At 60.9% G+C, this 16558-nt stretch carries 18 protein-coding genes; 10 read left to right on the forward strand and 8 right to left on the reverse strand.

Annotation, left to right across the window (positions count from 1 at the left end):
• Nucleotides 1-95 precede the first annotated feature (95 nt).
• From ASD32_RS10975 to rsmI, 6 genes are all read right to left on the reverse strand, one after another.
• A complete protein-coding gene (locus ASD32_RS10975) occupies nt 96-1205 on the reverse strand; it encodes a sn-glycerol-3-phosphate import ATP-binding protein UgpC (protein WP_060638049.1) in 1110 nt (369 codons plus the stop codon).
• A gap of 13 nt (nt 1206-1218) precedes the next feature.
• A complete protein-coding gene (ugpE, locus tag ASD32_RS10980; protein ID WP_060638050.1) occupies nt 1219-2061 on the reverse strand; it encodes a sn-glycerol-3-phosphate ABC transporter permease UgpE in 843 nt (280 codons plus the stop codon).
• A 14-nt stretch (nt 2062-2075) separates the two neighbouring features.
• The gene (locus tag ASD32_RS10985) at nt 2076-2900 is read right to left on the reverse strand and encodes an ABC transporter permease subunit (protein WP_060638173.1); all 825 of its coding nucleotides are present in this window, start codon (nt 2898-2900) and stop codon (nt 2076-2078) included.
• Between the two features lie 458 nt (nt 2901-3358).
• Nucleotides 3359-4657, reverse strand: a complete 1299-nt coding sequence (locus ASD32_RS10990) for an extracellular solute-binding protein (protein WP_060638051.1) — start codon at nt 4655-4657, stop codon at nt 3359-3361.
• A gap of 104 nt (nt 4658-4761) precedes the next feature.
• The gene (locus ASD32_RS10995) at nt 4762-5130 is read right to left on the reverse strand and encodes a YraN family protein (protein ID WP_060638052.1); all 369 of its coding nucleotides are present in this window, start codon (nt 5128-5130) and stop codon (nt 4762-4764) included.
• Nucleotides 5120-6049, reverse strand: coding sequence for a 16S rRNA (cytidine(1402)-2'-O)-methyltransferase (gene rsmI / locus ASD32_RS11000; RefSeq protein WP_060638174.1), 930 nt, complete (start codon nt 6047-6049; stop codon nt 5120-5122). Before rsmI ends, ASD32_RS10995 begins: the two co-directional genes overlap by 11 nt.
• A gap of 256 nt (nt 6050-6305) precedes the next feature.
• Here rsmI and dnaN point away from each other — a divergent pair, with 256 nt between their 5' ends.
• From dnaN to pyrF, 4 genes are all read left to right on the forward strand, one after another.
• The gene (dnaN, locus tag ASD32_RS11005; RefSeq protein ID WP_060638053.1) at nt 6306-7424 is read left to right on the forward strand and encodes a DNA polymerase III subunit beta; all 1119 of its coding nucleotides are present in this window, start codon (nt 6306-6308) and stop codon (nt 7422-7424) included.
• A 231-nt stretch (nt 7425-7655) separates the two neighbouring features.
• Entirely contained in the window at nt 7656-8258 is a 603-nt protein-coding gene (gene pmtA, locus ASD32_RS11010) for a phospholipid N-methyltransferase PmtA (RefSeq protein WP_156383143.1), read from the forward strand.
• Nucleotides 8259-8267: 9 nt separating this feature from the next.
• Entirely contained in the window at nt 8268-8858 is a 591-nt protein-coding gene (locus tag ASD32_RS11015; RefSeq protein WP_060638055.1) for a histidine phosphatase family protein, read from the forward strand.
• Nucleotides 8855-9568: an orotidine-5'-phosphate decarboxylase gene (pyrF, locus tag ASD32_RS11020; protein ID WP_060638056.1), complete on the forward strand. Its 714-nt coding sequence runs from the start codon at nt 8855-8857 to the stop codon at nt 9566-9568. The genes ASD32_RS11015 and pyrF overlap by 4 nt, the downstream gene beginning before the upstream one ends.
• Before the next feature lie 12 nt (nt 9569-9580).
• On the opposite strand, the gene ASD32_RS11025 is transcribed toward pyrF, so the two are convergent.
• Nucleotides 9581-10648 (reverse strand): right-handed parallel beta-helix repeat-containing protein, encoded by a 1068-nt coding sequence (locus ASD32_RS11025; RefSeq protein ID WP_060638057.1) that lies wholly within the window; start codon nt 10646-10648, stop codon nt 9581-9583.
• A 149-nt stretch (nt 10649-10797) separates the two neighbouring features.
• Here ASD32_RS11025 and ASD32_RS11030 point away from each other — a divergent pair, with 149 nt between their 5' ends.
• The 3 genes from ASD32_RS11030 (at nt 10798) to ASD32_RS30245 (ending at nt 12600) form a co-directional block, all read left to right on the forward strand.
• Nucleotides 10798-11085: a DUF1330 domain-containing protein gene (locus ASD32_RS11030; RefSeq protein WP_060638058.1), complete on the forward strand. Its 288-nt coding sequence runs from the start codon at nt 10798-10800 to the stop codon at nt 11083-11085.
• A gap of 121 nt (nt 11086-11206) precedes the next feature.
• Nucleotides 11207-12187: a complex I NDUFA9 subunit family protein gene (locus ASD32_RS11035; RefSeq protein ID WP_060638059.1), complete on the forward strand. Its 981-nt coding sequence runs from the start codon at nt 11207-11209 to the stop codon at nt 12185-12187.
• A gap of 248 nt (nt 12188-12435) precedes the next feature.
• The gene (locus tag ASD32_RS30245) at nt 12436-12600 is read left to right on the forward strand and encodes a hypothetical protein (protein ID WP_112834648.1); all 165 of its coding nucleotides are present in this window, start codon (nt 12436-12438) and stop codon (nt 12598-12600) included.
• 95 nt (nt 12601-12695) lie between these two features.
• Here ASD32_RS30245 and ASD32_RS11040 read toward each other — a convergent pair whose 3' ends face one another.
• Nucleotides 12696-13502: an undecaprenyl-diphosphate phosphatase gene (locus ASD32_RS11040; RefSeq protein WP_060638060.1), complete on the reverse strand. Its 807-nt coding sequence runs from the start codon at nt 13500-13502 to the stop codon at nt 12696-12698.
• A gap of 177 nt (nt 13503-13679) precedes the next feature.
• Between ASD32_RS11040 and ASD32_RS11045 the strand changes: the two genes are divergently transcribed.
• From ASD32_RS11045 to ASD32_RS11055, 3 genes are read left to right on the forward strand one after another with little or no spacing between them, the layout of a single operon-like run.
• Nucleotides 13680-14372 (forward strand): glutathione S-transferase family protein, encoded by a 693-nt coding sequence (locus tag ASD32_RS11045; RefSeq protein ID WP_060638061.1) that lies wholly within the window; start codon nt 13680-13682, stop codon nt 14370-14372.
• Nucleotides 14373-14383: 11 nt separating this feature from the next.
• The gene (queG, locus tag ASD32_RS11050; RefSeq protein WP_060638062.1) at nt 14384-15544 is read left to right on the forward strand and encodes a tRNA epoxyqueuosine(34) reductase QueG; all 1161 of its coding nucleotides are present in this window, start codon (nt 14384-14386) and stop codon (nt 15542-15544) included.
• The gene (locus tag ASD32_RS11055; RefSeq protein WP_060638063.1) at nt 15544-16416 is read left to right on the forward strand and encodes an SDR family oxidoreductase; all 873 of its coding nucleotides are present in this window, start codon (nt 15544-15546) and stop codon (nt 16414-16416) included. Before queG ends, ASD32_RS11055 begins: the two co-directional genes overlap by 1 nt.
• The last annotated feature ends 142 nt before the right edge of the window (nt 16417-16558 follow it).

Genomic DNA, 16558 nt, shown 5'->3' on the forward strand with positions numbered 1-16558 from the left:
GATGAAGGAGGGTGGGTATCGCTGTCGTCAAACAAGCCTATTCATGGTTTGTCCGCAGTCTGACGGGCCAAAGACCCGCCATCACCGCCTACCGCTCATGCGTCCGCGATCTCCAGTCTTTCCGCGCGCTTGCTGCCGGATGCCGCGAAGGGTTGCGCCAGGCGTTTGCCCGTTGTGGCGTCGAAGAAGTGCAGGCGGTCGGGGGCGATGGTGAGGGACAGGCTTTCGCCGATCCCGATCTCGGGCGATAGCGATGCCGTTAGCTTCTTGCCGTCGATCGTGCCGTGGACGAGGCGTTGGGCGCCGAGTTCTTCGATATAGTCGACCTTCATCGTCAGGGCCTGTTCACTTGCTGCGGCAATCCGCAGGTCTTCGGCGCGGATGCCGGCGGTGACCTGGCCGGGGAAGGCTGCCGCGCGGCCGAGGTCGAGGACCTGGCTGCCGAAATGGAGCTGCGTGCCTTCGCGGGTGCCGCGCAGGAGGTTCATGGCGGGGGAGCCGATGAAGCTCGCAACGAAGGTGGAGGCGGGGGTGTGGTAGACATCGAGCGGCCGGCCGATCTGCTCGATCTCGCCGCCGTTGAGGACGACGAGGCGGTCGGCGAGCGTCATCGCTTCCAGCTGGTCATGGGTGACGTAGAGCGAGGTAGTGCCGAGGCGCTTTTGCAGCTGCTTGATCTCGCCGCGCATGGAGACGCGCAGCTTGGCGTCGAGGTTCGACAGCGGTTCATCGAACAGGAAGGCCGCAGGTTTGCGCACGATGGCGCGGCCCATGGCGACGCGCTGGCGCTGGCCGCCGGACAGCGCGCGTGGTTTGCGGGTGAGGTATTGCTCGATTTCCAGCATGCGGGCGGCTTCGGCCACGCGCGCATCGATCTCGGCCTTCGGCGTGCCGCGGTTTTTCAGGCCATAGGCGAGGTTGTTGTAGACGGTCATGTGCGGATAGAGCGCATAGTTCTGGAAGACCATGGCGATATCGCGCTCGGCCGGTTCGACATCGTTGATGACGCGGTCGCCGATCTCGACGGTGCCCTTCGATATGGCTTCGAGCCCTGCCACCATGCGCAACAGCGTGGACTTGCCGCAGCCGGACGGGCCGACCAGCACGATGAATTCGCCGTCGGCAATGTCGATGGAAACGGATTTCACCGCCTCGACGCCGCCGGTATAGATCTTCGAAACATTGGTGATGTTGATCGCTGCCATGGCGGCGTCTCCCTTACTTGTCGCTTTCGGTGAGGCCTTTGATGAACCAGCGCTGGAAGATCATGACGATCATCACAGGCGGCACCATGGCGAGGATCGCCAGGGCAAAGGCCTCGTTGTAATCGGGAATATTGGAGCCGACCCAGACGAGCAGGATCTGCTTGATGCCGCGCACCAGCGTGAAGAAGCTCTCGTCGGTGGTCATCAGGGTTGGCCAGAGATACTGGTTCCAGCCATAGACGAACATGATGATGAAGATCGCCGCGATCATGGTTTTCGAGAGTGGCACGATCACGTCGATGAAGAACTTGAGGGGTCCGGCGCCATCGATGCGGGCGGCTTCCAGAAGTTCATCGGGGATCGATTTGAAGAACTGGCGGAAATAGAAAGTGCCGGTGGCGGACGCCAGGAGCGGCACGATCAGGCCGGTATAGGTATTTGTGAGCTTCAGTGTGTTCATCACCTCGTAGGACGGCAGGATGCGCACTTCGAGCGGCAGGAGTAGCGTCGTGAAGATCATCCAGAAGGTGATGGTGGCAAAGCGGAAGCGGAAATAGACCAGCGCATAGGCCGCCAGCATCGACAGGATGATCTTGCCTGCGGCAAAGCCGACGCCGAGGATCAGCGAGTTCATCATCATCCTGAGACCGGTAATTTTGCCGGTAAAGCCGCCCTGCTTGGTGAGCACGGTGGTGTAGGTATCGATGAAATGGCCGCCGGGCAGGATCTGCAAGCCGTTGCGGTGGATATCGGCGGCCTCGTGGCTGGAGGTCATCAGCGCCACCAGCAAAGGGCCGACCATGAACAAGACGCCCATCATCAGGATGACATGGTCGAAAAGTTTCGTGCGATGCATTGTCTCGCCCCCGCTCAATTATAGTGGACGCGCCGCTCGATGAAGCGGAACTGGAAGATGGTGAGCACGAAGACAATGATCATCAGGATGACCGACTGGGCCGAGGAACCGCCGAGGTCGTTGCCGCGAAAGCCGTCCATATAGACCTTGTAGACCAGCGTGATCGGGTTGTTGGCGGCCTTGTCCTTCACCATCACGTCGATGACGCCGAACGTGTCGAACAGGGCATAGGTCGTGTTGATGATCAGGAGGAAGAAGGCGGTGGGCGCCAAGAGCGGCAGGATGACCGTCCAGAACCGGCGAAAACCCGAGCGGCAATCCATCAGCGCCGCCTCGCGCACCGAAACCGGAATGCCCTGCAGGCCGGAGAGAAAGAAGATGAAATTGTAGGGGATCTGCTTCCAGACCGAGACAACGATCATCGCAAAGGCGGTGTCGTTGTAGTTGAGCCCGACTTTCAAATCCCAGCCGAAAAAGGCGGCGAATTTTACCAGCGGGCCGATATGCTGATCGAACATCATCATGCCCATCAGGCCGGCAACCGGCGGGGCAATGGCATAGACCCAGATCAAAAGCGTCTTGTAGGTGGCATTGCCGCGAATGACGCCGTCGGCCTTGACGGCGAGGAGCAGGCCGATCGACAGCGAAAAGAAGGTGACGAGGACGGTGAAGACGGCGGTGAAGCGGGCAATGCCCAGATATTCGCCGGATTTCAGCACGTCGGTATAGTTGGCAAGGCCAACGAAGGTGGAGCCGAAGCCGAACGGGTCCTCCAGGTAAAAGGACGACTGGATTGCCTGTACCGAGGGCCAATAGAAGAACACGAAGATGATCGCCATCTGCGGCGCAAGAAAGAGATAGGGCAGGAGCCGCGAATTGAACTGCACGCGCTTGGCACCGGTTTCTTCCGGCGGCTTGGCGGCGGATTTGGTCAGGCCGAAGATGCGCCAGAACCCGCTGGGCGCGGGGGCAGCGATTGTTCTGGACATGGCCTGGGAATGAGGTGTGTTCGTCATGAACGGGCTTTCAAAACATGGGATTTAGCGGATGCCGAGGCTTGCCCCTCACCCTGGCCCTCTCCCCGCAGGCGGGGAGAGGGGATGACGGAGGCTGCCGCTTGTCCCTTCTCCCCGTTCACGGGGAGAAGGTGGCCGACAGGCCGGATGAGGGGCGATCTCCTCCCTTGAAGGCAGGCAGGGCAGAGGGGGGTGGGCGGCACACTCTGAGCGCGCGGAAACACCCCCTCATCTGGCCTTTGGCCATCTTCTCCCCGAGGGGAGAAGAGGACCGGACCAAATCAACCAGCCGTCTTTGCGAAGCGGGCGAGAAGTGCGTTTCCTTCTTTCTCGATCGTGTCGAAGGCGTCCTTGACGGAGACTTCGCCGGCGAAGATGCGGCCGTATTCGCGTTCCATGATTTCGCGGATCTGCGGGTAGAAGCCGAGGCGGTAGCCCTTCGACCATTCACCGGCCGGCAGCATCAGCTGCTGGATGCCGACTTCCGCAGCAGGCTTTTCCTTGTAATAGCCCTGGCTCTTGGCCAGCTCGTAGGCAGCCTTGGTGATTGCGACGTAACCCGTGGCTTCATGATAGAAGACCTGGATTTCCGGCGAGGTCAGGAACTGGAAGAAGTCGGCCACGCACTTGTTTTCCGCTTCCGGCTTGCCGGCCATGGCGAAAAGTGCTGCACCGCCGATGAAGGACGAGGTGCCCGCACCCTTGATCGAACCCCAATAGGGCAGGAAGGTTGCCGAGAACGGCATCTGCGCCGTCTTCTGCAGGCCGCCGAACGAACCGGACGAGCCGATCCAGAGCGCGGCCTTGTTTTCCTCGAACATCTTCTGGTTATCGTTCCAGCCGGCGCCGTAATAGGCGAAATAGCCTTCGTCAGCCCAGGCCTTCAGCTTGTCGAACATCATGACGAGGTTGGGGTCGGTGACCTTCAGCGTCGTATCGGTGACGCTGTCATAGCCGTTATTGTTGGAGGCGAACTGGATGTTGTTGCGCGAAAAGAAGTTCTCGGTGAACTGCCAGGTCAGCTGCGACTGGACGAGCGGGATGAAACCGGCTTCCTTCAGCTTCGGAGCGGCGGCTTCGAATTCCTCCCAGGTCTTCGGGGCTTCGACACCGGCCTTCTTCAGGGCTTCGTCGTTGATATACATGATCGGCGCCGAGGAATTGAACGGCATGCCGACGAACTTGCCGTCGCTATCGGCGTAGAAATAACGGACGCCATCGATGAAGGCTTCGCGGTCGAACTTGTAGCCGGCGTTGTTGATCAGGTCTTCAGCCGGGATGACGGCGCCCTTGGCGTTGATGATGGTTGCCGCACCAGCGTCGAAAACCTGCAGGATGTCGGGCTGTTCGCCCGAACGGAAAGCGGCGATGCCGGAAGCGAGCGCCTCCTCATAGGTGCCCTTGGAAACCGGGGTCAGCGCGCAAGCCGTCTGCGACGCGTTGAACTTGGTGGCGATCTCGTTGATGACTTCGCCATTGCGGCCGGCCATGCCGTGCCACCAGCTGATATTGGTCGCGGCAAACGAGGAGGTGGCGGAGAAGACCAGCGCGAGGCCGGTCATCGTGAATTTCCTGATCATGGCAGTTCCTTTCACCAGGGTTAAGGTGAGGAACCGGCTAAAGCTCTTTCATGACATCAGGATAACGCTTTTGTGTCGGGACGATTACAACTGTGCACAGCTGTTCAAAAGGCATCGGGAAGATGGACGGGCCAGCGCCGGGGGATCACGGCGATGATGTCGTAGCGGATTGAAAGTGCCGCGCAATCCCGTTGTTTTCCGAGCCATAGGTCGCTTGCAGCGCGGATGCGGCGTTGTGCAAAATCGGAAACGGCAAAGACGGAATCCTCCAGGGAGCTGCGGGCTTTGACCTCGACGCAGGCGACCAGATTGCCCTTGCGTGCAATAATGTCGATCTCACCCAGCTTCGTGCGGTAGCGGAATGCGACGATCCGGTAGCCCTTGAGAAGAAGGCAAAGCGCGGCGCGATATTCCGCCAGCGCGCCGCGCCGGAGCGCTTTCCGTCTCTTCTGGCTTCCCGGCTCAGGTCTCATTCCGGTCTTTGAGCTCCAGCAGGCGGTCGTAGAGGTCCTTGCGGTTGAGGCCGGTCTGTTTTGCGGCCTCGGTCGCCGCCTTGCCGGTCGGCATGTCCTTGACGAGCTTCAACAGGATGGCATCGACATCATCGGCCTCCGGCGCTGCCGGCGCATCGGGCGGGCCGATGACCAGCACGATCTCGCCCTTGACGGTGGCGCCCTCGTCGTAAAAGGCCTTGAGCTCGGCCAGCGTGCCGCGCCGGAATTCCTCAAACGTCTTGGTCAGTTCACGGCAGACCGACGCCCGCCTCTCTCCGCCCAAAACATCATGGGCGGCAACGATGGCGGCCGCGATCCGGTGCGGGGATTCAAAGAACATCAGGGTGGCCGGAACATGGGCGAGCTCGGCAAAGCGGTCGCGCCGCGCCTTGTCCTTGGAGGGCAGGAAGCCGGCAAACAGGAAAGCATCATTCGGCAGGCCTGAGCCGACCAGCGCTGCGAGCGGCGCAGATGCGCCGGGAATGGGAACCACCTGGTGCCCGGCCTCGATGGCGATCTGGCCGAGCCGGTAGCCGGGATCGGACACCAGCGGCGTGCCGGCGTCGGACACAAGCGCAACGGACTTGCCGTCGTCGAGCGCTGCCAGAAGCTTGGGGCCAACCTCGTTGGCGTTGTATTCGTGATAGGCATAGGGCCTGTTGACGATGCCGTAGCGATCAAGCAGCACGCGGGTGACGCGCGTGTCCTCGCAGGCCAGCACATCGGCGCCAGCCAATGTTTCCAGCGCGCGAAGGGTAATGTCGGAGAGATTGCCGATCGGGGTTGCGACCAGATAGAGCGCCGGTTCCAGCGGCCGGGCGGGCACGGAAATATTGTGCAGCCGGTAGCTTTTCTGCCGCTCGTTCGTCTGCGTTTCGCCCGATGCCTGCTTTTCCAAAACGGTATGCCCTTCAGCCTTTGCCCGCCGTTGAGCCGGCGCCCGGTCTTTATGGGTGAGCGGCAGCGCTTCGGCAAGAGAGCCGATTTGCGGCAATGCAAACATTACTGGGGCGCAACCTGCGTTACCCCTTGCTTTTCACGGCTTGTTTCTGCCATTTTGCCCGTCCACATCTTGCCCCTCCGAAAGGGGACACTTCAAAGTTCAAGCCGGGAGGCGCGGCCCGCCCGGCGATGGTTGAAAGCGGTAGCATCTCATGCGCATTACTCTCGAGCGGTCCAATCTCCTGAAGTCGCTGAACCACGTTCACCGCGTGGTCGAGCGTCGCAATACCATTCCGATCCTCTCGAACGTGCTTCTGCGCTCCGACGGCGCCAGCCTTGAGATGAAGGCAACCGACCTTGATCTCGAGATCACCGAGGCGACGCCGGCGCAGGTGGAAACGCCTGGTGCGACGACCGTGCCTGCGCATCTGCTCTACGATATCGTCCGCAAGCTGCCTGACGGTTCCGAAGTGGTGCTCGCCACCAATGCCGAGGGCACGGCCATGACCGTGCAGTCCGGCCGCTCGAAATTCTCGCTGCAATGCCTGCCGCAGTCCGACTTTCCGGATCTGACCGCCGGCGCCTTCACCCACACCTTCCGCATGAAGGCAACGGACCTGAAGATGCTGATCGACCGCACCCAGTTTGCGATCTCGACGGAAGAAACCCGCTACTACCTGAACGGCATCTACATCCACACCATCGAAAGCAAGGGTGCGCTGAAGCTGCGTGCCGTCGCCACTGACGGTCACCGCCTTGCCCGTGCAGACCTTGAAGCCCCTGCAGGCTCGGAAGGTATGCCCGGCATCATCATTCCGCGCAAGACGGTCAGCGAATTGCAGAAGCTGGTCGACAATCCGGATGTGGTCGTCACCGTCGAAGTGTCGGACGCCAAGATCCGCCTGACGATCGGCTCGATCATCATGACCTCGAAGCTCATTGACGGCACGTTCCCGGACTACCAGCGCGTCATTCCGGCCAATAACGACAAGGAACTGAAGATCGACTGCCAGTCCTTTGCACAGGCCGTTGACCGCGTTTCGACGATTTCGTCCGAGCGTGGCCGCGCCGTCAAGCTGGCGCTGTCGGACGGACAATTGACGCTCACCGTCAACAACCCGGATTCGGGCAGTGCCACGGAAGAGCTTGCGGTCGGCTATGACAACGAGCCTCTGGAAATCGGCTTCAATGCCAAATATCTGCTGGATATTACCGCCCAGCTTTCCGGCTCCGACGCCGTTTTCATGCTGGCCGATGCCGGCTCGCCGACGCTGGTGCGCGACATGGCGGGCGACGACGCTCTCTATGTTTTGATGCCGATGCGGGTTTAGGCCCGGTACTGCGTTTTGAGATGGAAAACGGCCGGACCTGATCCGGCCGTTTTCGTATGCGCTTGTCAGCTGAGGACTGGATTTACCCGGTTGTTGGCTGTGTAATATAATGGCGCGAAATGACTTGTTTTTGTCGCACAGGGTACGACATAATCATGGCGCGGTTGGAGCCGCGAAGTTTGCGCCATTGGGTATGATGCCTGTTTGAGCGTGGGCGAGGGATTGCTGGAGATACGCATGAATTTTCGTCTGAAAGAGCGTTTTGGCAAGAAATTCGATGAGGAAATCCGTTTCTTCAAAGGTTGGCGAAGCAATATGAAGGCCGTCGGCTCGATCGTGCCGACATCCGGCATCACCGCCCGGCGCATGGCGAGCGTCGTCAATCCGCATTCAGGCCTTCCCGTTCTCGAGCTTGGCCCCGGCACCGGCGTCATCACCAAGGCGATCCTGCAGAAAGGCATTCTGCCGGAAAATCTGGTCTCTGTTGAATTTTCCACCGATTTCTATCAGCACCTTGTGAAAACCTTTCCCGATGTCGGTTTCATCAATGGCGATGCCTTTGATCTCGACAAGACGCTCGGCGCGCGGCGTGACCAGCAGTTCGACAGCGTCATTTCCGCCGTGCCGCTGTTGAACTTTCCGATGCATATGCGGGTCTCGCTGATCGACGATCTTCTGTCGCGCATTCCCGTCGGCCGTCCCGTCATCCAGATTTCCTATGGGCCGCTATCGCCGGTCGTTGCCATGCCGGATCGCTATCAGATCTCCCATTATGATTTCGTCGTGCGCAATATCCCGCCGGCGCAATTATGGGTGTACCGCAAGACGCATTGAGGCCTGCCGATGTTCGGGGTCTACATCACGCATCCGCAAATCCGCATCGAGCCGGATGTGCCGGTGCCGCGCTGGGGATTGTCCGAGACCGGCATCGCGCGGGCGCAACAGGCGGCGCAGTCCGATTGGGTACGCCAGCTTTCCCGTCTTCTTTCCAGCGACGAGACCAAGGCGCTGGAAACGGCGGCAATCATCGCCCATCCCGGTGGCATTGACGTCGAAGTGCTCGCGCAGTCCGGTGAAAACGACCGCTCCGCCACCGGCTTTCTGGTGCCAGACGAATTCGAGAGGGTGGCGGACTGGTTCTTTGCCCATCCCGAACAGAGTTTTCAGGGTTGGGAGCGGGCCATCGATGCGCAGAAGCGGATCGTTGGCGCAGTGGCGTCAGTGCTTGACCGGCACGATCCGGCAAGGCCGATTGCCTTTGTCGGGCATGGCGGCGTGGGCACGCTGCTGAAATGCCACCTTTCGGGCCTGCCGATTTCACGCGGCGGCGATCAGCCGGCCGGCGGCGGCTGCCTCTACGCATTTTCCCTTGCAGACCGTTCCCTTGCATGCGACTGGACCGCGATGGAGCTCTGGCAAGGATGGCAAAAATGACTGAGACCGCTCGCGACCGGCTGATTGTCGGGCTTGATATCGCAACCGTCGGCGAGGCCGAGGCCATCGTCAAGACGCTTGGCGACGACGTGCTGTTCTACAAGATCGGCTATCAGCTGGCCTTTGCCGGTGGGCTGGAATTTGCCCGCGATCTCACTGCGGACGGCAAGAAGATCTTCCTCGACATGAAGCTGCTCGATATCGACAACACCGTTGCCAAAGGCGTTGAGAACATCGCCAAGATGGGCATGTCGATGCTGACGCTGCATGCCTATCCGAAGGCGATGAAGGCGGCGGTCGAGGCGGCGCAGGGTTCCGGTCTCTGCCTGCTCGGGGTGACCGTGCTCACCTCCATGGACGAACAGGACGTCATCGATGCCGGCTATCACTATGATCCGCGCACACTGGTGCTGCGGCGCGCCGCACAGGCGCGCGATGCCGGCATGGGCGGTATCGTCTGCTCGGCCGAGGAATCCACCGCCGTGCGCGATATCGTCGGTCCCGACATGGCCATCGTCACGCCCGGCATCCGCCCGGCCGGCAGCGAGGCCGGGGACCAGAAAAGAGTGATGACGCCCTACGATGCCCTGAAGGCCGGCTCCAGCCATCTCGTGGTCGCCCGCCCCATCGTGAAAGCCGCCGATCCGAAGGCCGCCGCACGCGCGATCCTCAACGAGATGCTGACAGCATCCTGGCCTGCAAACCAGTAACGGTCCGTCCGGTCACTGCCCGCTATTGCCGGTGACGATATTGCTGGGGTCGGAATTCCAGATCAGCGATGGCGTTGCGCCGGTAAAGCGGTTGCCGGTCACGGTGTTGAACTGGGCGAAGTCCTGCGAACTGAGGCTGCTGCCGAACGGGTGTGCGGGGTCGCGGAAGCAATAGAGCCGCAAGCCATTGCGCGAGTTCATCCAGACCGCAGGCTTGACCAGGAATGTCCTGCGGTACTCAAACATATTGCCGGAAATCGTATTGTGCTGCGGTTTCTGGTGGCGGATCGTTCCGCCTTCGCCACAGTTGCGATAGAGAAAGATGCCGCCGCGCACCGGGTTGTCGAAGGTGTTGGCGCTGATCGTGTTCCTTGCCGACCCGTCGATGGCGATTTGCTCGCGCGGGCTTTCCACCGCAAACCGGTTTTCGGAAATGGTGTTCTCAGCCGATTCCGCATCGAGATAAAGGCCAGGGCCATTGCTCTGTCCCGTAAGCGTGGATTTTTCGACACGCACTTTGGTGACCCCAGGTCCGATATAAAGCGGCACTCTCTCGTCTGCGACGATGGTCAGAGCGGACAGCAGGATGTTCGCCGGAGCCGATGCCTGGGCAAAGGCGGTGTGATCCTCCGTGAGCGACGACGCTTTGACGGCCTTTGCCTGGCCGTTGGTGCCCAGACCCTGGAGACGGACCGCGCCCTTGATGACGCAGTCGCGCACCGTGATATCCGATGGCGCGCTCCAGGCGCCGTTTCCGGGCTTGGTGGAGCGGATGAGGATGGATGGCCGGCTGAAATTGACCGTACCGCGCGACCCGTCCAGCGTCGCACCCTTGCAGTCCAGCACCGTTCCCGACGCGGCAGCGCCGGAAAGGATCAGGCGTTTGGTGATGATATCGCCGGGTGACAGGGTCAGATTGCAGCTGAGCTCGACGGTTGCGTCCTGTTTCGTCGCAGGCGCCCTGACCCTCTGATAGATGCTGGCATCGCATTGCACGGGCTTGGCGGCCGACAATCCGAGGGAGAGGAAGAGGACAAACAATCCGGCTGAGAGGGCCGCAAATTTTGTGCCGGCAAACATGCGCGATCTTTCCAATTCCAGAGGTTTTTTAAGCCGGTTGCACGGCTGTCGCACTTTCCTGAGAAGATTGTATATCTTGACCGGTCAGGTGATTTGGCTGACAAACCGGGACGATACGTCCAACTTGCGACGAAATAAGGGAGATTGCCATGGCCAAGGGCTACTGGATTGCGCGGGTCGATGTCCGCGATGCCGAACGTTACAAGGATTATGTTGCTGCTGCCAAGCCGGCCTTTGAGAAATATGGTGCGAATTTTCTGGCCCGCGGCGGTGCTTTCCAGCGCCTGGAGGGCGATGTGCGTGCCCGCAACGTGGTGATCGAGTTCCCGTCGATGCAGGCGGCGATCGACTGCTACAATTCGCCGGAATACCAGATCGCCGCCGCGATCCGCCAGGAAGCTGCCAGTGCTGAAATGGTCGTCGTCGAGGGCGCCTGAGACAGCTGTGCACCTGCGGCGAAAAGCGGTGCGAAAGCCGTTGCGATAAGCCTTCCCGTGGCCCGCCGATTGGTCTATGTAGCTCTGAGACGCCATACTGCAGATCAGGAGTGCCTGTGCCATGACTTTGTCCAATCTTCCGCCGCTCGTCACCGTTTTCGGCGGTTCCGGATTTGTTGGCCGGCATGTCGTGCGGGCCTTGGCCAAGCGCGGGTTTCGCATTCGCGTCGCCGTGCGCCGCCCGGATCTGGCCGGTTTCCTGCAGCCTTTGGGCAATGTCGGGCAGATTTCTTTCGTCCAGGCCAACCTGCGCTACCGCAAATCGGTCGATGCGGCCGTCCATGGCTCCGATCACGTCGTCAATTGCGTCGGCATCCTGTTTGAGGCCGGGCGCAACACGTTCGACTCAGTCCAGGATTTCGGTGCCCGCGCCGTGGCCGAGGCGGTGCGTGCTACGGGCGCGACCCTGACGCATGTGTCGGCCATTGGTGCCGATACCAAGGCCGAATCGATTTATGCCCGCAGCAAGGGCCGCGCGGAAAAGGCGATTCTTGAAACCGTTCCGGAAGCGGTGATCCTGCGGCCGTCGATCGTCTTTGGGCCGGAGGATGGCTTCTTCAACAAGTTCGCGGAAATGTCACGCTTCTCGCCGGTTCTGCCGCTGGTGGGCGGTGGCAATACGGCGTTCCAGCCGGTCTATGTCACCGACGTTGCAGAAGCGGTTGCCAAATCCGTCGAGGGCAAGGTTGCACGCGGCCGCATCTACGAGATCGGCGGCCCGGATGTTCTCACCTTCAAGAACTGTCTTGAAATTCTCCTGAAGACCATCGATCGCAAGCGCACCCTGCTGCCGCTGCCCTTCGGTGTCGCCTCCCTGATCGGCTCTGTCGCCTCGCTGGTGCCGTTCGTCGCGCCGCCGCTCACGGCCGACCAGGTCACGCTGTTGAAGAGCGACAATGTCGTCTCCGCGACGGCTGAAGCGGAAGGCCGCACGCTGAAGGCGTTCGGCATCGAGCCGACGTCCGTCGAGGCCGTGCTGCCGTCCTACGTGGTCCGTTACCGCCCGCAGGGCCAGTATACCCGCTCCGGCAGCGCCGCCTGATCCCACTACGCTGATTGAAACGATCGTGTTCCATGAGCCGCCGGTGCCCACCGGCGGCTTCTTTTTGACTGTCGCAGAACAAACCGTTGCAGTTCTGCCTCACTAAAAAAAGCGATTGGTCTTTACCGTCGATTCAACATGTATCGATATTGATAAGAACAGTTCCAGCACATACACAGCAGCCGCACCGCATCGTTTACCCAAGGAACGGCCGGGGCAGTCACATCACCTTGAGAGGCACATTTTTTATGGGCAAGTCGATCGCGATTTTCTTTGCGTGCGCGGCACTTATTATCCTGGCTGGATCCTTCGCTGCGCCGAAGACGGTCGCCAGCAATCACAGCGGTTGCGCGCCGGCCTATGGCGTCGATCCCTGCACGACGGCGTCGATCGGCACGCTCGCTGCAGAATAAAAGTTTCCGCCCGTAACAGGGCGGCACGGACTATGGCGGGGGCCAGGGACCGCATGCATCCTCTTCAATGAGGTGCATGCGGTTTTTTATTGGCTTCAGCCGAACAGCCAGAGGCCGATAAGGCCGGCGGTGCCGACCAGGATGCGCCAGATGGCAAAGGGCGCAAAGCCGCGGTTCGAGACGAAATTCAACAGCGAGCGCACCACAATCAGCGCGGACACGAAGGCGGCGATGAAGCCGACCGCGATCACCGTGACGTCGTTGAAATCGAGTGCGGCGCGGTTCTTGTAGAGATCGAGCGTGAAGGCGCCGAGCATCGTCGGCATGGCGAGGAAGAACGAAAACTCGGCGGCGGAGCGCTTGTCGGTTCCCATCAGCAGCGCGCCTGCAATCGTCGCGCCGGAGCGCGAGGTGCCGGGGATCATCGCCAGGCACTGGAACAGGCCGATCTTGAAGGCGAGCGACGGCGGGTAATCCATGACGTCGCGATAGATCGGCTTCAAGGGCATGCGGTCGATCGCATAGAGAATGACGCCGCCGACGATCAGCACGATGCAGATCAGGGCGGGTGTTTCAAACAGCACCGTCTTGATGAAGTCATGCGCAATGGCGCCGATCACGGCAGCCGGCAGGAAGGCAACCAGAACCGACAGAACGAAGCGGCGGGCCTTTTCGCTGGAGGGCAGGGCAAGGGCGATGGACAGCAGGCGCTGGAAATAGACCAGCAGGATGGCGAGGATCGCGCCGAGCTGAATGAGAACCGCAAAGGTGTTTCCGGGAGACTTGAAACCGAGGAAATGCCCGGCGAGCAGGACATGGGCGGTGGACGATACCGGAATGAATTCGGTCAGGCCTTCGATAAGGCCAAGGATAAGCGCACTGATGATCGATTGATCGGCCATGAATTAAGCTTCCCTGAAGCATTGGAGGTTAGGCTCTGGGGCCAACGAGGGGCTTTGGCTGATTCGCTTGTGTTTGCGGCAGCAAGTTCCTATAGCTTTTTCTAACGCATCGTGGCCAGACGAAACCGCCACGCAACATCCGTTCCCTCCCAACGAACTGACGAAATCCGATCGCTGATGCCGACACTTTATCACCACCCGATGTCCACCTCCTCCCGGTTCGTCCGCCTGATCCTGTCGGAATACGGCTATCAGACGGAACTGGCGGAGGAGCAGCCCTGGGAAAGGCGGCGGGATTTCCTGACGCTCAATCCGGCCGGCACATTGCCGGTTTATGTCGATGACAGCATGCGGGCGCTCTGTGGCGCGATGGTCATTTCCGAATATGTCGACGAGACCCACGGTGTCTTGAAGCGCGACCGGCGGCTTCTGGCGGAAGATCCGTTCCAGCGGGCGGAAATTCGCCGGCTGGTCGAATGGTTCCTGCAGAAGATGGAAGCCGACGTGACGCGGCCGCTGGTGCGCGAGCGTATCTTCAAGCTGCAGATGACACCCGACCAGGGCGGCGGCGCGCCCGACTCCAAAATGCTGCGCACATCGCGGTCCAATATCCGCCAGCATCTGAAATATCTGGGCTGGCTTGCGGGCTCGCGCACCTATCTGGCCGGCGACCGTCTGTCCTATGCCGACCTCGCGGCGGCGGCTGCCATCTCGGTGCTGGACTATCTCGGCGAAATCGACTGGTCTGAGGCGCCGGCCGTCAAGGACTGGTACCAGCGCCTCAAGTCGCGCCCGTCGTTCCGGCCGCTTCTGGCCGAGCGCGTGCGCGGCGTCACGCCGGTGTCCCATTACGCCGATCTCGATTTTTAAGGAGCGGTCCAGTGCCCGGCAATGCGCTCCTTGAGGAGAAGCATGACAGGAGGCGCCGAACGCTCACCAGTTTCCTGAAGGACGAGGCCCGCGACAAGGGGTTCGACGTCTGCCGGGTGACGCTGCCCGATTCCATTCCCCAAGCACCTGAGCGGCTCGCCGATTTCCTCTCGCACGGCTATCACGGCACCATGGACTGGATGGCGGAGACGCAAGCGCGCCGCGCCGATCCCCGCGTGCTGTGGAGCGACGTGCGCTCCGTCGTGCTGTTCGGCATGAACTATGGGCCGGACGAAGACCCGCGCACCATTCTCGACAAGCCGGAGCTTGGTGCGATCTCGGTCTATGCGAGAAACCGCGACTATCACGATGTGATCAAGGGCAAGCTGAAAGAGGTGGCGACGCGCTTTGCCGCGAGGGCAGGCGAAGACGTCAAGGTTTTCGTCGATACGGCACCTGTGATGGAAAAGCCGTTGGCCGAACAGGCCGGCCTTGGCTGGCAGGGCAAGCATACCAATCTTGTCAGCCGCGAATTCGGCTCCTGGCTGTTTCTCGGCAGCCTGTTCACCACCGCCGATCTTGCGATCGACTTGCCCGAACGGGATCATTGCGGCTCGTGCCGCGCCTGTCTCGACGCCTGTCCGACCGATGCGTTTCCAGCACCCTACCGGATCGATGCGCGCCGTTGCATTTCCTATCTGACGATCGAACATAAGGGCCCGATCGATCCCGCCCTTCGCCCACGGATCGGCAACCGCATCTATGGCTGCGACGACTGTCTGGCCGCCTGTCCCTGGAACAAGTTTGCAGCCGCAGCCTCCGAGATGAAGCTGAAGGCGCGCGAGGACCTGAAGGAGCCGCCGCTCTCGTTTCTGCTGCAGCTCGACGATCCCGCATTTCGCACCTTCTTTTCCGGATCGCCGGTGAAGCGTATCGGCCGCGACCGGTTTGTCCGCAACTGCCTGATCGCTGCTGGAAATTCCGGCGATAGCAGTCTGACCGGCCTTTGTCTCACGCTTTCGGCCGATCCATCGCCGGTGGTGCGGGGCATGGCCGTTTGGGCGCTGTCGCGGTTGATGACGGCTGGCGATTTCTCCGCTATTGCGGCAAGACGGCAGGACGAGACCGATCTCGAGGTGATCGCCGAATGGAAACTGGCAGGAGTTGTCTGATGCATGTTCTGGTTCTGGGTGCCGGGTTTTCCGGCTCGGCGATTGCCAAGGCTTTCCTGCCCGCCGCGCAATCGGTTACGGGAACCACCCGGTCTGAGGAAAAGGCGTCGGGCCTGCGCACGCTCGGGATCGATGCGCTGGTTTATGACGGCGCGGTGATCTCGTCAGAGCTTGCGGCCGTCATGAAGCGCACGACGCATCTCATCCAGTCGATTGCGCCTGGGCGCGACGGCGATCCGATAATGCGGGAGGACGCGCCGGCGCTTGGCGGTCTGATGCCGAACCTCAAATGGGCGGCCTATCTCTCGACAGTCGGCGTCTATGGCGACCATGGCGGCGCCTGGGTAACAGAGGACGCGTTGCTGGAGCCGGTCTCCGCACGCTCCGTCGAGCGGGTGGCTGCCGAACAGGCATGGCTGGCTTTTGGCAAAGCGAGCAACATTCCCGTGGCGGTCTTGCGGCTGTCCGGCATCTATGGACCCGGCCGCAATGCGTTCTGCAATCTTGCCGCCGGCACCGCGCGCCGCCTGATCAAGCCCAACCAGGTTTTCAACCGCATCCGCGTCGAGGATATTGCCGGCGCTGCCCTGTTTTTGTCCGGACGGGCGACGGGTGGCATCTATAATGTCACTGATAACGAACCCGCACCGCCGCAGGATATCGTGTCCGAGGCCGCCCGCCTCATGGGTGTTGCGCCACCGCCGGAAATCCCCTTCGAAACCGCCGAACTCTCGCCGATGGCAAGGTCTTTCTATGGCGAAAACAAGCGGGTTTCTAATAGACGCCTGCGCGACCTCGGCTTTGACTTCCGCTTTCCAGACTATCGGATTTCGCTAGCTGATTTATGGAGTAACGGCCGCTGGCGTGGCTAATATTTCAAGTAAAAACATCTGCGGATAGTCTATGTTCCGGTTTCGATAGATCGGGGCGAATTGTGGCGAAATATCGCCCCCGAGATGGCGGTTTGGTCTGCTCAAAAGGCAAGAATATCCCCGTAGTGCCGCCAAAATCATA

The organism is Rhizobium sp. Root483D2 (assembly GCF_001426685.1).
GTDB lineage: Bacteria > Pseudomonadota > Alphaproteobacteria > Rhizobiales > Rhizobiaceae > Pararhizobium > Pararhizobium qamdonense.